The sequence below is a fragment of the Paramagnetospirillum kuznetsovii genome (assembly GCF_003284725.1).
Lineage (GTDB): Bacteria > Pseudomonadota > Alphaproteobacteria > Rhodospirillales > Magnetospirillaceae > Phaeospirillum > Phaeospirillum kuznetsovii.
Window position 1 is genome coordinate 1 of record NZ_PGTO01000022.1, and the last position, 23,099, is coordinate 23,099.

At 64.6% G+C, this 23,099-nt stretch carries 21 protein-coding genes; 2 read left to right on the forward strand and 19 right to left on the reverse strand.

All coding sequences use genetic code 11. From position 1 onward, the window contains the following. Nucleotides 1-222: 222 nt before the first annotated feature. The 4 genes from CU669_RS18100 to CU669_RS18115 form a co-directional block, all read right to left on the reverse strand. On the reverse strand, nt 223-2,289 hold the full coding sequence (locus CU669_RS18100) for a protein kinase family protein (protein WP_112147002.1): 2,067 nt from the start codon (nt 2,287-2,289) through the stop codon (nt 223-225). A gap of 73 nt (nt 2,290-2,362) precedes the next feature. Continuing rightward, a complete protein-coding gene (locus tag CU669_RS18105; RefSeq protein ID WP_112147003.1) occupies nt 2,363-3,652 on the reverse strand; it encodes an adenylosuccinate synthase in 1,290 nt (429 codons plus the stop codon). Between the two features lie 17 nt (nt 3,653-3,669). Continuing rightward, nucleotides 3,670-4,806 (reverse strand): ATP phosphoribosyltransferase regulatory subunit, encoded by a 1,137-nt coding sequence (locus CU669_RS18110; RefSeq protein ID WP_112147004.1) that lies wholly within the window; start codon nt 4,804-4,806, stop codon nt 3,670-3,672. Between the two features lie 118 nt (nt 4,807-4,924). Further along, nucleotides 4,925-6,244, reverse strand: coding sequence for a methyl-accepting chemotaxis protein (locus tag CU669_RS18115; protein WP_239988775.1), 1,320 nt, complete (start codon nt 6,242-6,244; stop codon nt 4,925-4,927). 361 nt (nt 6,245-6,605) lie between these two features. On the opposite strand from CU669_RS18115, the gene CU669_RS18120 reads away from it, so the two are divergent. Continuing rightward, a complete protein-coding gene (locus CU669_RS18120; RefSeq protein ID WP_112147006.1) occupies nt 6,606-7,451 on the forward strand; it encodes a radical SAM protein in 846 nt (281 codons plus the stop codon). A 49-nt stretch (nt 7,452-7,500) separates the two neighbouring features. On the opposite strand, the gene serA is transcribed toward CU669_RS18120, so the two are convergent. Further along, nucleotides 7,501-9,078, reverse strand: coding sequence for a phosphoglycerate dehydrogenase (gene serA / locus CU669_RS18125; RefSeq protein WP_112147007.1), 1,578 nt, complete (start codon nt 9,076-9,078; stop codon nt 7,501-7,503). A 70-nt stretch (nt 9,079-9,148) separates the two neighbouring features. Beyond that, entirely contained in the window at nt 9,149-10,327 is a 1,179-nt protein-coding gene (locus tag CU669_RS18130; RefSeq protein WP_112147008.1) for a phosphoserine transaminase, read from the reverse strand. A gap of 164 nt (nt 10,328-10,491) precedes the next feature. Here CU669_RS18130 and CU669_RS18135 point away from each other — a divergent pair, with 164 nt between their 5' ends. Then, on the forward strand, nt 10,492-11,271 hold the full coding sequence (locus tag CU669_RS18135; RefSeq protein ID WP_112147009.1) for a YkgJ family cysteine cluster protein: 780 nt from the start codon (nt 10,492-10,494) through the stop codon (nt 11,269-11,271). A gap of 157 nt (nt 11,272-11,428) precedes the next feature. Here the strand turns inward: CU669_RS18135 and ureG are convergent, their stop codons facing one another. The 13 genes from ureG to urtA form a co-directional block, all read right to left on the reverse strand. Next, entirely contained in the window at nt 11,429-12,031 is a 603-nt protein-coding gene (gene ureG / locus CU669_RS18140; RefSeq protein ID WP_112147010.1) for an urease accessory protein UreG, read from the reverse strand. Continuing rightward, entirely contained in the window at nt 12,028-12,702 is a 675-nt protein-coding gene (locus CU669_RS18145) for an urease accessory protein UreF (RefSeq protein ID WP_112147011.1), read from the reverse strand. Before CU669_RS18145 ends, ureG begins: the two co-directional genes overlap by 4 nt. Further along, on the reverse strand, nt 12,699-13,172 hold the full coding sequence (locus CU669_RS18150) for an urease accessory protein UreE (protein ID WP_112147012.1): 474 nt from the start codon (nt 13,170-13,172) through the stop codon (nt 12,699-12,701). Before CU669_RS18150 ends, CU669_RS18145 begins: the two co-directional genes overlap by 4 nt. A gap of 2 nt (nt 13,173-13,174) precedes the next feature. Further along, nucleotides 13,175-14,881, reverse strand: coding sequence for an urease subunit alpha (ureC, locus tag CU669_RS18155; protein WP_112147044.1), 1,707 nt, complete (start codon nt 14,879-14,881; stop codon nt 13,175-13,177). Nucleotides 14,882-14,952: 71 nt separating this feature from the next. Next, complete coding sequence (locus tag CU669_RS18160; RefSeq protein ID WP_112147013.1) at nt 14,953-15,354, reverse strand: GxxExxY protein; 402 nt, start codon at nt 15,352-15,354, stop codon at nt 14,953-14,955. Between the two features lie 22 nt (nt 15,355-15,376). Further along, nucleotides 15,377-15,685 carry an urease subunit beta gene (locus CU669_RS18165; protein WP_112147014.1) on the reverse strand — a complete coding sequence of 103 codons (309 nt, stop codon included), beginning with the start codon at nt 15,683-15,685 and terminating at the stop codon, nt 15,377-15,379. Between the two features lie 11 nt (nt 15,686-15,696). Next, nucleotides 15,697-15,999, reverse strand: a complete 303-nt coding sequence (locus CU669_RS18170; RefSeq protein WP_112147015.1) for an urease subunit gamma — start codon at nt 15,997-15,999, stop codon at nt 15,697-15,699. A 121-nt stretch (nt 16,000-16,120) separates the two neighbouring features. Next, the gene (locus CU669_RS18175; RefSeq protein WP_205119501.1) at nt 16,121-16,954 is read right to left on the reverse strand and encodes an urease accessory protein UreD; all 834 of its coding nucleotides are present in this window, start codon (nt 16,952-16,954) and stop codon (nt 16,121-16,123) included. Next, nucleotides 16,926-17,636 (reverse strand): urea ABC transporter ATP-binding subunit UrtE, encoded by a 711-nt coding sequence (gene urtE, locus CU669_RS18180; protein ID WP_112147017.1) that lies wholly within the window; start codon nt 17,634-17,636, stop codon nt 16,926-16,928. The genes CU669_RS18175 and urtE overlap by 29 nt, the downstream gene beginning before the upstream one ends. A 213-nt stretch (nt 17,637-17,849) precedes the next feature. Then, on the reverse strand, nt 17,850-18,653 hold the full coding sequence (gene urtD, locus CU669_RS18185; protein ID WP_112147018.1) for an urea ABC transporter ATP-binding protein UrtD: 804 nt from the start codon (nt 18,651-18,653) through the stop codon (nt 17,850-17,852). Continuing rightward, nucleotides 18,646-19,701: an urea ABC transporter permease subunit UrtC gene (gene urtC / locus CU669_RS18190; RefSeq protein WP_205119503.1), complete on the reverse strand. Its 1,056-nt coding sequence runs from the start codon at nt 19,699-19,701 to the stop codon at nt 18,646-18,648. Before urtC ends, urtD begins: the two co-directional genes overlap by 8 nt. A gap of 59 nt (nt 19,702-19,760) precedes the next feature. Continuing rightward, on the reverse strand, nt 19,761-21,344 hold the full coding sequence (urtB, locus tag CU669_RS18195) for an urea ABC transporter permease subunit UrtB (protein WP_239988776.1): 1,584 nt from the start codon (nt 21,342-21,344) through the stop codon (nt 19,761-19,763). Nucleotides 21,345-21,480: 136 nt separating this feature from the next. After that, nucleotides 21,481-22,761 carry an urea ABC transporter substrate-binding protein gene (gene urtA, locus CU669_RS18200; protein WP_112147021.1) on the reverse strand — a complete coding sequence of 427 codons (1,281 nt, stop codon included), beginning with the start codon at nt 22,759-22,761 and terminating at the stop codon, nt 21,481-21,483. Between the last annotated feature and the right edge of the window lie 338 nt (nt 22,762-23,099).

The following is a 23,099-nucleotide window of genomic DNA, read 5'->3' on the forward strand; positions in this document are numbered from 1 at the left end:
TGGCCAGCGGCCAGGTATGCCGCGCAAACAGGCCGGACACATGACTGCCCCAGACCGGTGGTGCCTGCTTCACATTTCCCTTGCAACGCAGGGGCCGTCCACACATGAACACAGATACACACAGATGAATTGAGAAAATATCCTATCTGTGTCCCGTGCAGCGGGGATCTGTGTTCATCTGTGGCCCATGTCTTGGCCTATCCGCCGGAAAGTCGATAGACCCTAGAACACCGCCAAGATCACAGTCACGGTGGCGGTGACCATGGCGATGATGATGCCGGTGACCGCCGCCGTCTGGCGGCCGATGCGATCTGCCTCGACGGCGCGCTCCTCGGTTTCGGTGATGATGTGCTTTATCTCTTCCTCGGCGGCATGGTACTGCGCCTGCGCCCAATGGAATTCGTGCTCGTCGCGCACCTTTTCGTCGACGTTTTCCAAAAGATTGTAGATCTCGACGATGGAGCCCTTGCGCACCAGCTTGGGAATTTCCTTTTCCAGCTCCTTGCGCTTGACCCGACCGTGGAATCCGGCCACCACCGGCGCCAGAACCGCCCCCATCCAGCCCGCCAGCCCCGGCATGGATTCAGGCCCCAGGCGATATTGCAAGACGGCGTAGAGATTGAGCACCGCCAGCATCATGGTCCCCGGATTGGAATCGTTGAGCTGGTTGAGATTGCGGTCGATGTCCGAGCGCATGCGCGCGCCCAGGAAGGCGGCGATATGGCGGTCCATGGGGCCGTTCTTACTGTCCGAGCGCTTGGCCGCCGCCGCGTTGAGCGCCGGCAGCAGTTCCTTTACGTCCACCACGTATTCCTCGCCCAGCAGCGAGCTTTGGCAGGGCAGCGCGTCGTTCATTTCATACAGGCAGCGTTCCAACCCGAAGCCCATGCCGGTCGCCGCCAGATAGTGACGCAACTCCTTGAAGTTCGTTTCCATCAGGGAATTGTCGGGCTGGTATTCCCCCCGGAAGCCGAACCACAACTTGGGCACCTCGCGCAGAATGATCTCGGTCATCAGGCGGGTGTCGCTGCGGCTGGCGACCACCGCCGCCAAGGCGGGGCCGAAGCCGTCGGGCATGAAGTTGAAGCCCTTGTAGCGGATGGGCGCCGCCGGATCCAAGATGATCAGCACCTTGCACAGCATCAGGTCGGTGGCGCTTTTCTTGTCGCTGCTCTCGTTAAGCGCCATGCGCACCACGTCGGCGACGATATTGGCCTTGTCCTTGTCCTCGACGGCGCGGCGCAGCCACAGCTCCACCTTGCCTTCGACCACCGGCGGAATCGCCTGTTCCCAGGCCTTGGACATGGCCTGGGACAATTCGCGACCGTTGAAATACTCCTTGCCCTGGAACGGAAAGCCGCGGGCCGCCCGCTTTTCGCCGCGCGGCTGCAGGGGAGACATGCGACGCCCCGACCCCCACAGATCGATATCCTCGAGCCCCCACCGCAAGTCGCCGTCATCGCAGAGCAAGCCGCGCAGCAGCTCGATCATGGCCAGCGGCAGGCGCTCCTCGCCGATCAAGGTATTGTAGCTGCCATTCTGGATCTTGGAGGAGAGAACGGCCTCGTCGCTCATGCCCGCGCAGGGGTTACGCCCCAACAGCAGCAGCGCGATGGTGACGCCCAGGGCATAGAAGTCGTCGGCGAAGGTGCCGCTGCCGCGCGCGATGGGGGTGCACATGCCCGATTCGATGGTCTCGAACATGATGGGCTGGTCGAAGGCGGCGGGCGAGGACACGCAATCGCCAAAAGCGAGCCGATCGCCATTGCCGCTCATATCGAACAGATTGGTGGGGCGGATGGCGCGATGGGTGACGCCGCGCGACGAGATTTCCTTGATGGCCGAGGTCAGCGGTTCGATCACCCGCTTGACGATCTCGTATTCGTCGATGCGCTTGAATTCGCTTTTCATCGATGAGATGAAGCGTTTGCCGCCCGGCCTTTCGTAGATCACGGCCATGCATTGCCGTCCGGCCGGGGCCCAGTTCATCGGCCCCCATTCCACCAGTTGCTGCAATCCGGGCGAGGACACGCCCTTCAACGCCCGCATCACGGTGACTCGCGGCGGCAATTCAGGCTTGCAGATCAGGGCGTAGAGGGCGCGGTTGGCATCGCGCTTATCCTCGGCGGCGAATGCCTCGCCGCCCGGAGTGGACAGCTCCGGGATGGGATGATTGGAGCGGATCATGTAGCGATCGCGCAGCATGCCCGGCGGGCCGGCTACGGGTTGGACGACCTCTACCCTTTCCTCTTCCTCGACCTCGACTTCGGCGTGTTCGGCTTCTGCCATCTGCCCCATCCGTTTGTCGGCCACGGACCGCCGACGCGGCTAACACTTTAGAGGCAGCCGCGCCGTCCGACAATCATGTCGCGAAAGGATCGTGGACCAGAATGGTGTCGTCACGCTCCGGGCTGGTGGACAGCATGGAGACCGGCGCCTCGATCAGTTCCTCGATACGGCGGATATACTTGTTGGCCGAGGCGGGAAGATCATTCCACGAGCGGGCGCCATAGGTGCTTTCCGACCAGCCGGGCATGGTCTCGTAGATGGGCTCCACATCCGCCTGGCGGGACTGCGAGGCCGGATAATGGGCCAGGGTCTGGCCCTGGGATTTGTAGCCGACGCAGATCTTCAGCTCGTCCAGGCCGTCCAGCACGTCCAGCTTGGTCAGCGCGATGCCGTTGATGCCGCCGACCTTGATGGCCTGGCGCACCATCACCGCGTCGAGCCAGCCGCAGCGGCGGCGGCGGCCGGTGACGGTACCGAACTCGCGGCCGCGATCGCCGATGCGCTCGCCGATGGAGTCGAACAGCTCGGTGGGAAACGGACCGGAACCGACCCGGGTGGTGTAGGCCTTGCAGATGCCCAGCACATAGCCCACCTGCCCCGGCCCCACCCCCGCGCCGGTCCCGGCATTGCCCGACACGGTGTTGGACGAGGTCACATAGGGATAGGTGCCGTGGTCCACGTCGAGCATGGCCCCCTGGGCGCCCTCGAACAGTACCCACTTCTTGGTATGGCGGATTTCGTCCAGGCGCTTCCACACCACGTCGGCGAAGGGCAGGATCCTGGGCGCGACCTCCAGCAGCTTGTTCAGCACTTCCTGGCCGTCCACCTCGGCGGCGCCCAGGCCGCGCAACAGGGCGTTGTGGTGACGCAGCAGCGTCTCGATCTTGGCTTCCAGCACCGCCCGGTCGTCCAGGTCGCAGACCCGGATGGCGCGGCGCCCCACCCGGTCCTCGTAGGCGGGACCGATGCCGCGCCCGGTGGTGCCGATCTTGGCCGAACCGCTGGCCTCTTCCCGCGCCTTGTCGAGATGGGCGTGCAGCGGCAGGATCAGGCAGGCGTTCTCGGCCACCTTGAGCACATCGGGGGTGATGTCGATGCCTTGGGCCTTGATGCGGGCGATCTCGTCCAGCAGCGCCCAGGGGTCCACCACCACGCCGTTGCCGATCAGCGACAGCTTTCCGCGCACGACGCCCGACGGCAACAGCGACAGCTTGTAGGTCACGCCGTTGATGACCAGGGTATGACCGGCGTTATGACCGCCCTGGAAGCGAACCACCACATCGGCGCGCTCGCTGAGCCAATCGACGATCTTGCCCTTGCCTTCGTCGCCCCACTGAGCGCCGACCACCGCGACATTCGCCATTCTCGTCGTCCTTTACCCTAGTGAATCTCAACAATACCGTCCGCGCCGAGCAGATGCCCACAGCCCAGACGCTTGGCTTCCGCCGTCGATGCCGAATCCGGCTCCAGTCCGGCGACGGTGACGAATCCCCGGTCCCTGATCGCCTGGGCCGTGGCCCTGGGCGTGCCCGGCGGCACCAACACCCGCGCCTTGGCCTTGGGGCGCGACAGGGCCGACAGCACCGAGTCCATGAACAAGGTGGCGCCGGTGGCGGGCTCGGAGCCACCCGCCAGATAACGGCCACCCCGCCCCAACTCGGCCCCTATGTTACGGGCGAACAGGGTGAAGCCGACACCGGTATGATACTCGAAGCCGCGATTTTCCACCGGATCGACGGTCAGCGCCAGTCCGGGCAGATCGGCGCGCACCAAATCCACCACCCGAGACAGGCGGTCGCGTTCCTGGGCGGCGGCGGGCGGCAGCGCCAAAGCCTTGAGGGCGGCGATGGCGCGGTCGGCGGGACCGGCCGCCGCGATCAGGGCGCGCAACAGCGGCGTCGCCTCGCCCGCATCGGCCACCATGGCGGTGTCCTTGTGATCCAAGGCGGCGCGCATGCGCTCGGCCAGGGCGCCGGTGATGCCCAATTCGGCGAACAGAACCGGGACCAAGGTCGGCAGGGCGAGATCGACACTGACACCGGGCACGCCCAGAACCATCAGGGATTCGGCGCTCAGCACCAGGATCTCGGCATCGGCGGCGGGCGAATCGCTACCGATCAGCTCGATGCCCGCCTGACCGAACTGGCGTTCGGGGCGCAGTTGCGTCCCCTTCACCCGCAACACCTGACCGGCATAGGACAGCCGCAGCGGCCGGGGTTCCTGGGCCAGCCGGGTGGTGGCGATGCGGGCCACCTGCGGCGTCATGTCGGCGCGCAGGCCCATCATCCGCTGGCTGAGCGGGTCCATCACCCGGAAGGTATGGGACGAGGTGGCGGCGCCAGCGCCGTCCAGCAGGCTTTCCTCGAATTCAATCAGCGGCGGCTTGACCCGCTCATAGCCGTGAGCCGCGAAATGAGTCATCACCCCGCTGACGACACTTGCCTCGAAGGCGGCATCGGGCGGCAGCAGGTCGCGCAGGCCGCCGGGCAGCAAGGCGCGATTGGCGTAATCGGTCATCGGAGATGTCGCAACCTGAAAAATGGACGGCCATCGCCGCCCTGTTATTCGAGCAACAGCCTAGGTATCGCTTTTAGCGCGGAACGGCAAACGGAAATGACGGTGTGACGGGGCTGCGTCAGAACCTGTTGCGATTTCCCAGCTCTTCCAGACTGGACATCACCCCCTTTGAGGCCTCCGCCGCCAGGGCGATGGACACCAGGGCGCCGTCCAGATCACCAGCCTTGAAGCGGCGCGCCGCATCGATACCGTGTTGGTGAACCTCGCGGTGGGGCTGTTCCAACCGGGCGAAGGCGGGATGCGACAGAATGCTTTGATCCTGCAAGGTGGCGCACCATTTCCCCAGTCGACACTTGGTATGGTCGGCCAAATCGTCGGGATTGAGGATTTCGCGTCCCACCACCATGTCGGCCAGCCGCTTGCGCCACAACATGTGATCGGACTTGGCCACATGCAGGGTAAAATCCTCGATCTCCAGATCGGCCATGCCGTTCAATGTGGCCACCACCTTCTTGGAGGCGCTGTCCATTTCCTGGACCACATCGCCGATGGTCGCGACATTGTTGGCGGCCAGATTGGCGATGGCCCCCACGCCTTCCGAGACATCCTGGGACGCGGCGGTCTGCTGGCTGAGAATGCCAGCGATTTCAGCCATCTTGATCGAGACCCCCTCCACCTGCCCGGCGAGGCGGCGCATGCCGTTGCTGGTGGCATTGATGACATCCTCGCCGCGCTGGACCGCCTCGGCGCCTTCCTGCATGGTCCGAACGATCTCGCCCATTTCGACCCGCAAGTTTTCAATTCGGCTGCGGATATCCACCGTGGCCTTGCCGGTCTGATTGGCCAGGGTCTTGACCTCGTTGGCCACCACCGCGAAGCCCTTACCGGCGTCTCCCGCCCGCGCCGCCTCGATGGTGGCGTTCAGCGCCAGCAGATTGGTCTGCGAGGCGATATCCTCGATCTGATTGACGATATCGCCGATCTTCACCGAGGCTTGCGCCAGGACATCCACCTTGCTGGCGGCGGCCTTCACCGCCTCGGCGATGGAATGCATGGCATGGATGGCCTGATCGGCGGCGGATTGGCCGTCTTGGGCGACGGATTGGGCCGAGCGGGCTTCCTCGGCGGCGGCATCGGAATTCCGCGCGATCTCGCCGACGCTGGCGACCAGTTCCTCGGAAGCCGCCGCGATGGCCTGGCTGCGCCGATCCACCTCGTTGACGTCGCGCATCATGCCCGCCGCCTTGGTGACGGCCTCGTTGATATTGACCGAAAGCTCCACATCCATGGCAAGGGTCGCCTTGGCCTTGCCCTCCAACAGTCGGGCGGCTTCCTTCAACTTACGGGTCAGGGAGCAATCGCCGTCGGGAACGCTGTGGTATTTTCCGGCGATGATCATGTCCACCGTCGCCTCGATGGCGGCCATTGGGCTTTTCACGATGGTATCGGATTCACATGACCGATCACTCACAACCGCAGGCTCGGCGCCGCGCGAAGAAAATATCCAAGACATCCTATCCCACCCCTCCCGAATGACCGCCACCCCTGGCAGCCCCCTATCCAAAAGGGTAGCATTGGAGACGTTCTAGAGCACCACCAATTGATCAACCGATACCTATGGTGTAATAGGCATATATTTCGTATGTGCATACCACATGTTGAATATTGTCGACAACACCCCACAAGCTCGGTGACCTGGGAAACGCCGCTTCAGCGCCTCCGCCGCCCATGGGCCGCAGGACATTGACCCGCCTCCGCCCGGTGGCGCACAATGCCGAAGCCCCCTTCGGAGACGGCCAGTGAACGACGCGCCGCAAGACATTTTCGACCTTCCTTTCGGCATCGAGATGGATATCGCGCAGTCGTGCAATCTCCACTGCCGTTTTTGCACCCATTACTCCAACTACGGATTGAAGGGACTGGTTTCGCTGCGCGAATCGGCCCCCTGGCTGGCGGCTTTGAAGGCCCGCGTCCGGCCGCGCCATTTCCAGATCCTGGGCGGCGAGCCCACTCTCAACCCCGAACTGTGCGACTATATCGTCCTGGCCCGCGAGCTGTGGCCCGAGGTGGAGTTGATCGTTGCCAGCAACGGCCTGCTGTTGGATCGCCAGCCGGAATTGTGGCGGACCCTGGCCGATACCGGCGCCAAGCTGGCCATCAGCCGCCATTCCCAGTTGGACCAGGCCTATCTGCAGCGCTTCGAGCCCGCCCTGGTCGCCGCCCGTGAGCAGGCGGAGCGCCATGGCGTCGACATGGTGGTGCGCGAAGGCTACTACGCCTTTGCGCGGAATTATCTGGGCGAAGGCCCCACCATGCGCCCCTATGCCGAGGGCGCGCCACAGCAATCCTGGGAGCTGTGCACCAGCAAATTCTGCACGACGCTGTACAAGGGGCGGCTGTGGAAATGCCCGCCCATCGCCTTCCTGGATCTGGTGACCGCGAAGTTCGGGCTCCAGGACGTGCCGGAGTGGCAGCCCTATCTTGCCTATCAGGGCCTCGACGTCATGGCTTCGGCGGCCGAATACGCCGCCTTCCTCAATGCCAATTATGCGCCGGAGCATATTTGCGGCATGTGCCCCACCCGATGGGAGCTGCACGAGCACACCGATGTGCTGACGGCGCCGCGTTTCCCAGCCGCCCAATAAAAAACCCCGCCGGACCGAAATCCGACGGGGTTTCGTCTCCGATCCAGGATCAGAATTTCAGCGCCTTGGCCTGCACCACCTGCGGCAGCGCCCGCACCTTCTCCAGCAGCTCGCTGCCGACCGGCTGATCCACCTGGGTCAGCAGGATGGCGTCGCCGCCCGACACAGAGCGGCCGAGATGGAAGGTTGCGATATTGACGCCGTTCTGACCCAGCAGGGTGCCCAGGGCGCCGATGAAGCCCGGCTTATCCTGATTGGTGACGTAGAGCATGTTGGGGCCAAGCTCGGCCTCGATGGAAATGCCCTTGATGTCGACCACGCGGGCCTTGTCGCCGCCGAACAGAGTCCCGGCCACCGAGCGTTCGCGCTGGTCGGTGGTAACGGTCAGGCGGACCAGGGTGTGATAGTCGCCCTCGCTCTCGGACTTGACCTCGGACACCTTGATATTGCGTTCCTTGGCCACGACAGGCGCGTTGACCATGTTGACGGCCTCGTTCATGGGCTTCAGCAGCCCTTCCAGCACCACGGCGGTCAGCGGCTTGGTGTTGAGGCTGGCCACATGGCCGAGATACTCGATCTTGACTTCCTTGATGCCGGTTTCGGTCAGTTGACCGGCGAAGCTGCCCAACTGATTGGCCAGCGTCATATAGGGGCGCAGCTTGGGCGCGTCCTCGGCCGAGACCGAGGGAATGTTCAAGGCATTGGTCACGGCGCCGGTCAGCAGATAGTCGGCCATCTGCTCGGCCACCTGCAGCGCGACGTTTTCCTGGGCTTCCGAGGTCGAGGCCCCCAGATGCGGCGTGCAGACCACCTTTTCATTGCCGAACAGGATGTTCTCCTTGGCTGGCTCGGCCTTGAACACGTCCAGCGCCGCCCCGGCCACATGACCGGATTCGATGGCCGCCTTCAGATCCTCTTCCACCACCAGACCGCCACGGGCGCAGTTGATGATGCGAACCCCCTTCTTCATCTTGGCCATGGACTTGGCGTCGATGATGTTGCGGGTGGCATCGGTCAGCGGCGTGTGGAGCGTGATGAAGTCGGCGCGGGGGAACAGCTCGTCCAGCTCCACCTTCTCGACATTCAGCTCCTTGGCGCGCTCATGCGACAGGAAGGGGTCATAGGCGATGACGCGCATGCGCAGACCCTGGGCGCGATCGGCGACGATGGCGCCGATATTGCCGCAGCCGACGATGCCCAACACCTTGCCGGTCAGCTCGACGCCCATGAACTTGGACTTTTCCCACTTGCCCGCATGGGTGCTGGCGTCGGCCTGGGGAATGTCGCGGGCCAGGGCGAACATCATGGCGATGGCGTGTTCGGCCGTCGTGATGGAATTGCCGAAGGGGGTGTTCATGACCACGATGCCGCGCGCAGTGGCGGCGGGCACATCCACGTTGTCGACGCCGATGCCGGCGCGCCCGACGACTTTCAAATTGGCGGCGGCGGCCAGGATCTCGGCGGTGACCTTGGTGTTGGAGCGGATGGCGAGACCATCGTAATTGCCGATGATGGCCTTCAACTCGTCGGGGGCGAGGCCGACCTTGACGTCGGTCTCGATGCCGCGATCCTTGAAGATCTGGACGGCGGCCGGGCTCAGCTTGTCGCTGATCAGGACTTTGGGCATGACAACTCCCTCATGGTATTCGGGCGCCGCTTCGCAATGAAGCGGCGCCCGTGTTTTGTGTTGATTTGGCTTAAGCGGCCTTGGACGCGAATTCGGCCTTGACCTGGGCGAAGGCCCAGTCCAGCCAGGGCAGCAGCTTTTCGATATCCGAGGTCTCGACGGTGGCGCCGCCCCAGACCCGCAGACCCGACGGCGCGTCGCGATAGGCGCCGATGTCGTAGGCCACCTTCTCCTTCTCCAGCAGCGAGACGATCTTCTTGGCGGCGGCGGCCTGGTCGTCGGCCGACAGCTTGGCGAAGAAGGGCGCCTTGATGGACAGGCAGATGGAGGTGCAGGACCGCACCTTGGCGTCGTCGGCCAGATTGGCGGCCCAATCGGACTTGTCCAGCCAGGATTGCACCGCCTTCAGATTGGCTTCCGAACGGGCGATCAGGGCCTTGAGGCCGCCCAGGGACTCGGCCCATTTCAGGGCGTCCAACTGATCTTCCACCGCGATCATGGAGGGCGTGTTGATGGTCTCGCCCTTGAAGATGCCTTCCGACAGCTTGCCGCCCGAGGTCATGCGGAAGATCTTGGGCAGCGGCCAGGCGGGCTTGTAGGTGGTCAGGCGCTCGACGGCGCGGGGGCTGAGCACCAGCATGCCGTGGGCACCCTCGCCGCCCAGCACCTTCTGCCAGGACCAGGTGACCACGTCCAGCTTGTCCCACGGCAGATCCATGGCGAACACGGCCGAGGTGGCGTCGCAGATGGTCAGGCCCTTGCGGTCGGACTTGATCCAGTCGCCGTTGGGAACCCGAACGCCCGAAGTGGTGCCGTTCCAGGTGAAGACCACGTCGCGGTCGCAATCCACCTCGCCCAGCTTGGGCAGCTCGCCGTAGCCAGCCTTGAAGACCCGGGTGTCTTCCAGCTTGAGCTGCTTGGTGATATCGGTCACCCAGCCATCGCCAAAGCTTTCCCAGGCCAGCGCGTCGATGCCGCGCGCGCCCAGCAGCGACCACATGGCCATTTCCACCGCGCCGGTATCCGAGGCGGGAACGATGCCGATGCGGTAATCGGCGGGAATGCCGAGAATGTCGCGGGTACGGGTGATGAGCTCTTCCAGCTTGGCCTTACCGATCTTGGCGCGGTGCGACCGGCCGACCGGGGTATCCTTCAGCGCGTCGACCGTCCAACCGGGACGCTTGGCGCAGGGACCAGAAGAGAAATTGGGATTGCTCGGCCGAACGCTCGGCTGCGGAAAATCGGACATGAAATGAAACCCTCCCAGCTAGGAAGGGACGCGGCCCGTTGGGGGGCCGTGGCCCGGGCGGAGTGTATGAGGGCCGGGGCGAAGGCGTCAACGAGGCTTTTGGACGTGGCGTAAGATTCCTCTGACCGGTAGCGTGGCCGCATCCGACTTGCTATCTTGCCGCCATGAACACTCCCTTCACCGCCGATTCGGCGCTTGGCGCCATTTCCGCCTCCCGCTCGGGCGGGGCCGCCAGTTCCCCTATCAAGGACGCCGCCTTCGACGCCGTCCATGCCGCCGTCACGCCACACCTCGCCCAGGGGGCGGCGGGCGCCACCGCCGCCGTGGCCGAGGCCTTCGCCATCGCCGAGGGCCTGTGGGCCGAGGTGCGCGCCACCCCCGCCTTCGCCCTGGGAACGCCAAAGGCGGCCTGCGGCAAGGGCTGCGGCTGGTGCTGCCATCAGCGGGTCGGCGCCGCCGCCGTCGAGGTTCTGCATATCGCCGAGCAATTGCGCTCCCATCCCGATGCCGAGGCGCTGATCGCCCGCCTGGATGCCTGGCCCCAGGGTCGCGCCTGCGCCTTCCTGGTGGACGGCGCCTGTTCCATCTATGCGCTGCGGCCGCTGAAATGCCGGGGGCTGTATCAGTTGGACGCCCGCTGGTGCATGACCACCTACGCCAAGATGGACCTGCCCATGTTCGGCCCCGCCCCCAGCCACGAATACCAGACGCCGCCCAAGGACGTGTTCGACGGCGCGGTGTTCGGCCTTGCCCTGCCCTTCCACCGTGCCGGACGCGATTGCCCCGGCGTCGATTTCATGCCCGCCCTGAAGGCGGTGATCCACCGCCCCGACGCCAGTGCCGCATGGTGGCGGGGCGAGAAGGTCTTCCCCGCCGAGGCGCGTCTGCACGACTGGTTCCCGCCCCTGGCCAAACAGGCCAAGAACGGCAAGAAGAAGCGTTAGGGGGGGCAGTAACCCCCCGTCATTCCCGCGAAAGCGGGAATCCATGCATCAGCCGCTCAGTACCTTCTGGCTAAAGCCCGCCCTTGCGTCAACATGGGCCCCCGCCTGCGCGGGGGTGACGATAAAAAGGGCGGGAACGAGTTTTTCCCTCACCCTGTTAGGCCAATCCGCCACTCTTCAGGATAAAACCGCTGATCTCGGCCAGCCCTTGGCCGGTCTTCAGATTGGAGAACAGGAACGGCCGGGTTCCGCGCATGCGGGCCGCGTCACGCTCCATCACCTCCAGGCTGGCGCCCACCAGGGGGGCGAGGTCGATCTTGTTGATGACCAGCAGGTCCGAGCGGGTGATACCGGGACCGCCCTTCCTGGGGATCTTCTCGCCCGCCGCCACGTCGATGACATAGATGGTCACGTCCACCAGTTCGGGCGAGAAGGTGGCCGACAGATTGTCGCCGCCGGATTCCACCAGGATGATTTGTAGGTCGGGAAAGCGGTCCTGCATCTCGGCCACCGCCGCCAGATTGGCCGAGGCATCCTCGCGGATGGCGGTATGGGGACAACCGCCGGTCTCCACCCCCAGGATGCGCTCGGGCGCCAGGGCGCCGGAGCGGGTGAGGAACTCGGCATCCTCGCGGGTGTAGATATCGTTGGTGATGGCGGCGATGTCGTAGTCGTCGCGCAGCCGCTTGCACAAGGAATCCATCAGGGCGGTCTTGCCCGACCCCACCGGTCCGCCGATCCCGACCCGAAATGCACTCATGAGCGGAACAGCCTCGTATATTGGGTTTCATGCGCCATGGAGCACCAGTCCAACATGGGGGTCGCCGCCCCCATGTCCTCGGCGGGACGGACCAGCGCCGCCGCCACCGCATCCAGCACCACCGCCTCCAGGGCGGCCATGGCCCGCTGGCCGTCGGTCTGGCCCAGCGGCACCAGCCGCACCGAAGCCGAGACCAGATTGGCGGCGAAGGCGTGGAGATAGGCGGCCAGGGCCGGTTCCGCCGCGATGCCCGCCCGCTTGGCGGCCACCGCCACCGCCACCCCATAGGCGGGCTGGCGGGCCAGAACCTTGAGCCGGGCCTTCCATTCCTCCCACCACGGATCGGGCCAGGCGGCCGAAACGGCGATCAGGAAGGCGGCGCCCTGGGCCGAGGATTCCAGGGCCAGTTCCTGGGTGCCCCGCCATGCGGCGGCCAGATCGACCACCCGATCCAGATCCTCGTCGGTTTCGGCGCCATGGGCGGCGAGAAACAGATCGGCATCGATCCGGCCGCTTCCCTCCAAAATCAACGTGGTCAGCCAGTCCAGGGTACCGGCCAGATCGCGCAACAGGCCCGCCTCCACCGCGTATTCCAGCCCGTGGGAATAGCCGAACGCCCCCACCGGAAACGAGGGCGACAGCCACGCCATCAGACGCAGAAGCGACTTCATCCCCACCTCACCAGCGGCTCGGGCGCCGCCAGCAGCCCGTGCGGGTCATAGGCGCCCGGTTCCGGCTGGAACGGCGCCGTGTGACGGGTCACGCTCGCCCCCAGCCCTTCCACCATGTCCATCAGAACCGGATCGGCCGTCACCCGCAACCCACCGCCCGCCAAGACCTGAACCGGCACATGGCGATTGCCCACATGCCATGCCACGCGCGCGGCCAGGTCCGGCGAATTGCAATGGATATCGGCCACCTCTTCCCGTGCCGCCCGCACCACGATCACCCCGCCGCCATCCAGCGCCAGGCCGTCACCGTCCTTGAGATGGACGGCATTGGGGAGATCCAGCAGGAACTCGGCCCCGCTGTCGTCACACATGCGGAAACGGCGGCGATGGCGGTCATGGGCGGCCAGGGTCACCGAAGCGGTGGTCTCGGCGAAGGTTCCGGCGGCAAGGATCGCGGTGGCGCGGCGCATGGTCAGAACAGGAAATAGCGCTGGGCCAGCGGCAATTCCGCCGCAGGTTCGCAACTCAGCAATTGCCCGTCGGCCCGCACCTCGTAGGTTTCCGCATCCACCTCCAATTGGGGGCAGGCGTCGTTGTGGATCATGGCCGACTTGGTCAGCCCCCGCGTGCCCGACACCGCCAGCAATTGACGCGACAGGCCCAGCTTGCGGCCCAGATCGGCTTCCAGCCCCGCCTGGGAGACGAAGGTCACCGAACCGGACTGAAGCGCCCGGCCGAAGCCTCCGAACATGGGGCGGTAATGCACCGGCTGCGGTGTCGGGATCGAGGCGTTGGGATCGCCCATCAGGGCGGCGGCGATAGTGCCGCATTTCAGCACCAGATCGGGCTTCACCCCGAAGAAGGCGGGCTTCCAGATCACCAGATCGGCCAGCTTGCCCACCGCCACCGAGCCCACATGGGCGGAAATGCCGTGGGTGATGGCGGGATTGATGGTGTATTTGGCGATATAGCGCTTGGCGCGCAGATTGTCGTTGCCCGCCTCGCCGGGAAGCTGGCCGCGCTGGGCCTTCATCTTGTGGGCGGTCTGCCACGTCCGGGTTATGACCTCGCCGATGCGGCCCATGGCCTGGGAATCCGAACTCATCATGCTCATGGCGCCGAGATCGTGCAGCACGTCTTCCGCCGCGATGGTCTCGCGGCGGATACGGCTTTCGGCGAAGGCCACATCCTCGGGGATGCGCGAATCCAGGTGATGGCAGACCATCAGCATGTCCAGATGCTCGTCGATGGTGTTGACGGTAAACGGCATGGTGGGATTGGTCGACGACGGCAGCACATTGGCGACGCCGCACAGCTTCAGGATATCGGGCGCATGGCCGCCGCCCGCGCCTTCGGTATGGAAGGCATGGATGGTGCGGCCCTTGAAGGCGGCCACGGTGTTTTCCACGAAACCGGATTCGTTCAGGGTATCGGTGTGGATGGCCACCTGAACGTCGAACCGATCCGCCACCGTCAGGCAATTGTCGATGGAGGCCGGGGTGGTGCCCCAGTCCTCGTGCAGTTTCAGGCCGCAGGCGCCGCCCCGGATCATCTCCTCCAGCCCGTCGGGCCGGGTGGTATTGCCCTTGCCGAAGAAGCCCAGATTGACCGGCAAACCCTCGGCGGCTTGCAGCATGCGGCCCAGATGCCAGGGACCGGGGGTGCAGGTGGTGGCGTTGGTGCCCTCGGCCGGGCCGGTGCCGCCGCCCAGCAGGGTGGTGACGCCGGAATAGAGCGCGTCGTCGGCCTGTTGCGGGCAGATGAAATGGATATGGGAATCGATGCCACCAGCGGTGACGATACGGCCCTCGCCCGCGATGACCTCGGTGCCGGGGCCGATGATGATGTCGATGCCGGACTGGATGTCAGGATTGCCCGCCTTGCCGATGGCGGCGATGCGTCCATCCTTCAAGCCGATATCGGCCTTGACCACCCCCCAGTGATCGAGAATCAGGGCATTGGTGATGACGGTGTCCACCGCGCCTTGGGCGCGCGACAATTGCGATTGGCCCTGGCCGTCGCGGATGACCTTGCCGCCGCCGAACTTCACCTCCTCGCCATAGGTGGTGAAATCCTTCTCCACCTCGATCACCAGATTGGTATCGCCCAGCCGCACCTTGTCGCCAGTGGTAGGGCCGAACATGGCGGCATAGGCCTTGCGTTCGATGCGAAATGCCATGGGATGCATCCTGTCCAGGAATTGTCTTTATTGTCCACGAATGAACACGAATGAACACGAATGGGGAGAAGTCACAGTAGAAGTCTTTTCATTTCCAGGCGCGGCCTGCCGAAATTGAACAGCATCCCGACTTTAAGGCCACTCGCCCTTAGATAATTCAGGACTTGGGCGGAATGGGCACCGGTCAGACTGTCCAAAGCTTTCAACTCCACGACGACACATCCATCGACCACGAGGTCGGCAACATAAGTACCGATATCATCGCCCTTGTAATGAACGGTGAATCGAACCTCTTCCTCCGCCTCCAGACCGCGCAGGCGAAGCTCCTTGACCATGGCGCGCCGATAGAGAACCTCGAGGAACCCGGCTCCAAGCACATTGGACACCTCGAAGGCGGCGCCGATGACGGTCTTGGTCACCGCTTCGACCTCGGGCGACAGTCCTTCACCGCCGGACGGCCTATTCGTGTTCATTCGTGTTCATTCGTGGATGAATTCATTTTAGCGTCCCATTGATCTGGCCGTTGAAGCCCCAGACCTCGCCGGACCCGGCATAGGCCACCAGGGTCACGTCGCGGGTCTGGCCGGGTTCGAAGCGGACGGCGGTTCCGGCCGGGATGTCGAGGCGGAAGCCCTTGGCCTTGGCGCGATCGAAGGACAGCGCCCCGTTGGTCTCGAAGAAGTGGTAATGGCTGCCCACCTGGATGGGACGGTCGCCGGTATTGGCGACGGCGAGCGTCACGGTGGCGCGGCCGTCGTTCAGCACGATCTCGCCCGGCGCGGTGATGATTTCCCCTGGGATCATGGCGGCCCCCGTCAGCGAATGGGATTGTGGACGGTCACCAGTTTGGTGCCGTCGGGAAAGGTGGCTTCCACCTGGATATCGTGGATCATCTCGGGGATGCCCTCCATGACCTGTGAGCGGGTCAGCACGCTTGCGCCCTCGCTCATCAGCTCCGCCACGTTGCGGCCATCGCGGGCGCCCTCGACCACGAAGTCGGTGATCAGCGCCACCGCTTCCGGGTAGTTCAGCCTGACGCCGCGCTCCAACCGGCGGCGCGCCACCATGGCGGCCATGGCGATCAGCAGCTTGTCCTTTTCCCGAGGGCTCAAGTTCATGATTCCCAGTCCTCTTTCGTCAAGACCATGAAGGAAGTCCACGAATGAACACGAATAAAAATTTGATATTTTCACCCTGATTTTAAAAAATTATTCGTGTTTATCCGTGTTCATTCGTGGATCAAATCTCCCAAATCCTCGGCAGCCGTCGCGGTAGTCCCGCCGCTTCATGCCGCAACATCGCCCATACTGTTCCGAAGCTCTTGCGCAGCCGGGCGGCATCCTCGTCCAGCCATCGCACGATCAGCAGATCACCGACCACCGTCGCCCCGGCGCGGCCGTCCAGCATCTCGCGGACCCCATCGCGCAGGATCATCGGCCGCGGGGTGGCCAGCACCAGGGTGGCGCAGGCGAGGGCGCCGCCGAACCCGCCCGGCGCCTTCAGCTTGGCGGCGATGTCGCCGTCCAGATGCAGGGCATCGGCCCAGATCAGACGGCCGTCGCGGCGAATTTCCCAGGCGTCGTGGACGAGACCCTGGCTCAGGCTTTCACCCTTGGCGGTGCGGCCGAACACCAGCATTTCCCCCACCATGGCGCGGGCATCGGCCGCCAGATCCAGCCGGGTGGAACGGCGCAGGCGGGCGCCTTCGAACACAATGGTCTCCTGGGGCAGGACTTCCAGCCAAGCCCCCTTCTCCACCGTCAAGCCGATGTCCACCTTGGTATCGGGACCGGTGGAACGATAGATTTTCTCGGCGGCGCTGGCGACCACCATGCCGACGGCACCCGCCGCCGCCCGCGCCGAAAGCTCCAGCCGGTCGCCGCCCGCCAGCCCGCCGGAGGTGGTGACCAGGGCAGCCTGGATCGGCTCGCCATCGGGGGGATCGGGGAACAGCACGCGCAACGGCGCCTGCTGGTACAGACGGCCCAGCCGACCCGGCTCGAAGACGATTTCGGCCTTGCCCCACATGCGGGCAAGCGGCGTCTCAGACGGTGAGGTAGCGTCTAACATCATCCTCGACCATGGTGGCGGCTTGACCGGACAGGACCACTTCGCCCCGGTCCATGACCGCGAAATCGTCGGCCAGTTCCTTGGCGAAGTCAAAATATTGCTCCACCAGCAAAACCGCCATAGCGCCCCATTCGGTCAGCTTGGAGTCCGCCAGCAGGCGGATGACCCGGCCGATATCCTTGATGATGGAGGGCTGGATGCCCTCGGTGGGCTCGTCCAGGATCAGGAGGCGCGGCCGCGTCACCAGGGCCCGCGCGACGGCAAGCTGCTGCTGCTGGCCGCCCGACAGGTCGCCGCCGCGCCGACTCAGCATGGATTTGAGCACCGGGAACAGTTCGAAGATTTCGTCGGGAATGGTGCGCCGCGCGCGCGGCAGCGGCGCGAAGCCGGTTTCCAGATTTTCCTTCACCGTCAGGCGAGCGAAGATCTCGCGCCCCTGGGGAACGAAGCCGATACCGGCCCGTGCCCGCTGATGGGCGCTCATGGCGGTGATGTCCTTGCCCTCCCAGCGGATGGCGCCGCTCTTGACCCCTTGCAGCCCCATGACGGCGCGCATCAGGCTGGTCTTGCCGACGCCGTTGCGCCCCAGCACGCAGGTGACCCTGCCCGGCTCGGCCGCCAGCGAGACGCCGCGGAGCGCGTGGCTGGCGCCGTAATAGAGGTTGATATTCTCGACCGTCAGCATGATGAAGCCCCCGTGGGCAGCAAAGTCCCTCTCCCCCTGTGGGAGAGGGATTTAGGGTGAGGGGGCCGCGCGTCGGCGCGCGATACGAGTCTATTCCGTAGAGTCCGTGGACAAGAGTCACGCGCCGCGCGGACGCGCGCCCCCTCACCCCGCCCCTCTCCCACGAGGGGAGAGGGTGTCTTGCCCGGACTTTTCATGGCTTTCCGCATTCTCTCAGCGCCCCAGATAGACTTCGATGACCTTGGAATCGGCCTGAATGGTTTCCAGCGTGCCCTCGGCCAATACCGAGCCCTCATGCAGCACGGTGACCTTGGCGCCGAGCGCGCGGACGAATTCCATGTCGTGCTCCACCACCACCAGCGAACGCGAGCCGTCCCTGGCCAGATCCAGGATCAGTTGGGCGGTGGCCTCGGTCTCGGAATCGGTCATGCCCGCCACCGGCTCGTCCAGCAGCAGCAGCCGCTGGTCCTGCATCAGCAGCATGCCGATCTCCAGCCACTGCTTCTGGCCATGGGACAGCGCTCCGGCCAAGTGCCGCGATTTGTCGGCCAGGCCGATGCGGGCCATGGTGGCGTCGATGGTGTCGCGCTGCTCGCCGCTCAGCCAGAACATCAGGGTGGCGAAGGCGCCGCGATCGGCTTTCAGCGCCAGTTCCAGATTCTCGAACACGCTGAGATGCTCGAACACCGTCGGTTTCTGGAACTTGCGGCCAATGCCCAGATTGGCGATCTCGGACTCGTCGAGCCGGGTCAGGTCGACCTTCTCGTCGAACAGCACGTCGCCCTCGTCGGGCCGGGTCTTGCCGGTGATCACGTCCATCATGGTGGTCTTGCCCGCCCCGTTGGGGCCGACGATGGTGCGCAGCTCGCCGGGCGCCAGGATCAGCGACAGGGCGTTCAGCGCCTTGAAGCCGTCGAAGCTGACCGAGACGCCGTCCAGATAGAGGATGGAACCGGCGGCGGGAACGCCGGGGCCATGGGGTTCGTCCACCTGGACTTCGAATTTGTCGTCAAGCATGGGCCTTCTCCTTGCGTCGAATCTGGCCCCACAAGCCCAGCAGCCCCTTGGGCAGCCCCAGGGTGACGGCGATGAACAGGGCGCCCAGCAGGAACAGCCACAGTTCCGGCGCCGCCCCGGTCAGCCAGGTCTTGGCACCGTTGACGGCGAAGGCGCCCAGCACGGCGCCCACCAGGGTGCCGCGCCCGCCCACCGCCACCCAGATGGCGATCTCGATGGAATTGGCGGGCGAGAATTCCGACGGATTGATGATGCCCACCTGCGGCACGTAAAGCGCTCCGGCCAGCCCAGCCAGCATGGCCGACAGGGTGAAGCCGAACAGCTTGACCCAGGTGGGGGAATAGCCGAGGAAGCGCACCCGGCTTTCGGCATCGCGGACCGCCATCATGATGCGGCCCAGCTTGGACGTGACCACGAATCGCGCCACCAGGAAGGCCAGCCCCAGCACCAGTGCCGACAGCATGTACAGACCCAGCTTGGTGGACGGCTCCGCCAGGGGAAAGCCCAGGATGTCCTTGAAATCGGTCAGGCCGTTATTGCCGCCGAACCCCATCTCGTTCCTGAAGAAGGCCAGCATCAGGGCATAGGTCATGGCCTGGGTGATGATGGACAGATAGACGCCGGTGATGCGGGAGCGAAAGGCCAGCCAGCCGAACACGAAGGCCAGGGCGCCCGGCACCGCCAAAGCCATCAGGGCGGCGAACCAGAAATGGTCGAAGCCCATCCAATACCAGGGCAGTTCCTTCCAGTTGAGGAAGACCATGAAATCGGGCAGGTCGGCATTGCCATAGACGCCCCGCGCCCCGATGGAGCGCATCATGAACATGCCCATGGCATAGCCGCCCAGGGCGAAGAAGGCGCCGTGGCCCAGGGACAGAACGCCGCAATAGCCCCAGACCAGATCCATGGCCAGCGCCAGGGTGGCGTAGCACAGATACTTGCCCAGCAGGGTGACCATGTAATTGGGCATGTGCAGCGCCGAGTCCGGCGGCATCGCCAGATTGAGCATCGGCACCACCACCAGGAAGGCGATGGCGCAACCGGCCATGCCCAACCACAGGCGGCGGTCGTCGGCGGCCAGCAGACGGGCGGAGAGAGACGGCGCGTTCATGATTCCACCGACCTTCCCTTAAGGGCGAACAGCCCCCTGGGACGTTTCTGAATGAACAGGATGATGACCACCAGAACCAGGATCTTGCCCAGCATGGCGCCGGCATAGGGTTCCAGCACCTTGTTGACGAGGCCCAGCGACAGGGCGCCCAACAGGGTGCCCCACAGCGAACCGACGCCGCCGAACACCACCACCATGAAGGAATCGACGATATAGCCCTGGCCCAGATTGGGGCTGACATTGCCGATCTGCGACAGCGCCACCCCCGCCATTCCGGCGATGCCCGAGCCCAGGCCGAAGGTTGCCGCGTCGATGCGGCCGGTGGGAATGCCCATGGCGGCGGCCATGGGGCGGTTCTGGGTGACGGCGCGCATATGGAGGCCGAAGCTGGACCAGCGCAGCAGCGCCGCCAGGGCCAGCAGCACCGCAAGGCAGAAGCCGATGATGATCACCCGGTTGTAGGTGAGCGTGAAGCCGCCGATCAGATCGATGCCGCCGGTCATCCAGGCGGGATTGGCCACCTCGCGGTTGCTGGCGCCGAAAATGGACCGCACCAGTTGCTGCAGCATCAGCGAGATGCCCCAGGTGGCCAGCATGGTTTCCAGCGGGCGGCCATAGAGGAAGCGGATGACGGTGCGTTCCAGACCGACGCCGATGACGAAGGTGACGACGAAGGCCACCGGCACCGCCACCGGCAGGTAGAGGCCCACATATTCGGGCGGCAGGGTGGCGCGGAACACCTCCTGGACCACGAAGGCGGTATAGGCGCCCAGCATGATCATCTCGCCATGGGCCATGTTGATGACCCCCATGACGCCGAAGGTCACCGCCAGGCCGATGGCGGCCAGCAGCAGCACGCTGCCCAGGCTGAGACCCTGGAAGATATTGGCGCCGACCGACACCCAGACCAGCCGGGAATTGATGGCGCCGACCGCCTTGTCGGCGGCGGCCTTGACCTCGGGGTCGCTCTCGGTCTCCAGCATGTGCTGCAGCTGCCCGCGCACCATGGGATCGGAGGAGTCCCTCAAAGCCTGGATGGCGGCCTTACGCCGCTCCGGGTCGGCATCGGCCAGATCCAGATTGGCGAGGGCGAGGCTCAGCATGCGCTTGACCTCGGGCAAGGTCTCGGTCTCCAGCGCCCGGCGCACCATGGCGGCGGATTCGGGGGTGGGCGAGGCGATCACCGATTCGGCGGCGCGTTTGCGCAGCTCGGGATCGGGGCTGAACAGACCCAGCCGTCCCACCGCCCCGCGCAGCACGCCGCGCAGGCGGTTGTTGACGGTAATGGGAGAGGCATCGGCGCTGGAGGCGGCGGCCTGGGTGATGGCGTCGCGATAGGCGCCGCCCTGCTCCATCACGATGGTCCCGTCGCCCGCCGCATGCAGGCGGCCATCGGCCAGGGCTTCCAGGATGACGGCGGCGCGGCCGTCGCCCAGGGCGGACAGAGCTTCGGCGGCGGCGATCTTGTCGGCGAAATTATCGGCGTTCAGCGCACGCACCGCGTCCGAGAATTCGTCGGCATGGGCAGGTGCCCAGGCCAGCAGCGCCAACAGGACAAGGAGCAGTCGGAAGGCTTTCAAGGGGCAAACTCCCGAGGGACGAATTTCTCTTAATACCCCCCTCCTCCGTCACCCCCGCGAAAGCGGGGGTCCATGGTGCATGGGGCTGCCATGGATTCCCGCTTTCGCGGGAATGACGGGAAGCAAGTGGGACAGGCTACATCTTGAACTTGGGCTCGGCGCAGTTGCCGCAGACCCAGGGATAGGTCCAGTCGGCCTTCAGCTTGGCGCTTTCCGGGATGTAGGGGCTCCAGGCGTCGGCCTTGATGACGTCCTTGCTCTTCCACACGGTCTGCATCTGGCCGTTGGCCTGGATCTCGCCGATCAGGACGGGCTTGGACAGGTGATGGTTGGTGTTCATCACGGCGGTACCGCCGGTCAGATTCTTCACCTTCTGGCCGTACATGGCCTGGCGCACCGCGTCCACATTGGTGGTGCCTGCCTGCTGGACGGCCTGGGTCCACATCTTGAAGCCGATATAGGTGGCTTCCATGGGATCGTTGGTCACCCGCTTCGGATTCTTGATGAAGGTCTTCCACTGGGCGATGAAGGCGTCGTTCTCGGGCGCCTTGACGGACTGGAAGTAATTCCAGGCGGCCAGATGGCCCACCAGATTCTTGGTGTCGATACCGGCCAGCTCTTCCTCGCCCACCGAGAAGGCGACGACGGGGATCTGATCGGCCTTGATGCCCTGGTTGGCCAGTTCCTTGTAGAACGGCACGTTGGCGTCGCCGTTGATGGTGGACACCACGGCGGTCTTCTTGCCGGCGGCGCCGAACTTCTTGATGTCGGCGACGATGGTCTGCCAGTCGTTATGACCGAACGGGGTGTAGTTGATCATGATGTCCTCGGCCTTGACGCCCTTGGACTTCAGATAGGCTTCGAGAATCTTGTTGGTGGTGCGGGGATAGACATAGTCGGTGCCAGCCAGAACCCAGCGCTTCACCTCGCCGCCGTCCTTGCTCATCAGGTAGTCCACCGCCGGGATGGCTTGCTGATTGGGCGCGGCGCCGGTGTAGAACACATTGCGCGAGCTTTCCTCGCCCTCGTACTGCACCGGATAGAACAGCAGGCCGTTCAACTGCTCGAACACCGGCAGCACCGACTTGCGCGACACCGAGGTCCAGCAGCCGAACACCGCCGCGACCTTTTCCTTTTCCAGCAGTTCGCGCGCCTTTTCGGCGAACAGCGGCCAGTTCGAGGCGGGATCGACCACCACGGCCTCCACCTTCTTGCCCAGCAGGCCGCCATGCTTGTTGATGTCGTCGACCATCATCAGGACGGTGTCCTTCAAGGTGGTCTCGGAAATGGCCATGGTGCCCGACAGCGAGTGCAGGACGCCGACCTTGATGGTGTCATCGGCGGCATTTGCCGCCGTGAAGGGCAGAAGCGAGGCGGCGGCCAGCAGACCGGCGCCGAGGGCCCGAACGAATTTCATGTGCTGTCTCCCGTGCGAGACGTTGACGATGCCGGGAGTAAGGCAAGGATCGGGCCAACAGGGCTATGTTGTTATTTTTCAATACGTTAGCGGAACTTTCATCAAATAGCCCGCCGAATCAGCGCATTAAATAATCACCGCAACACTGTCGCCGCCTAAAAACTAATCATTCGCATATTTCGCTATGCTAGCGCGCAGACCACAACAACGCACGTGCAGCAAAAAATCATTTGTCGGCAATGCGATGCGATCAACACCACCACAACGTCGGAACAAATATATCAATGCCTAGTTTTTAGGCCATTAACCCGACACAGACTATTGCTTTACTTGCCATT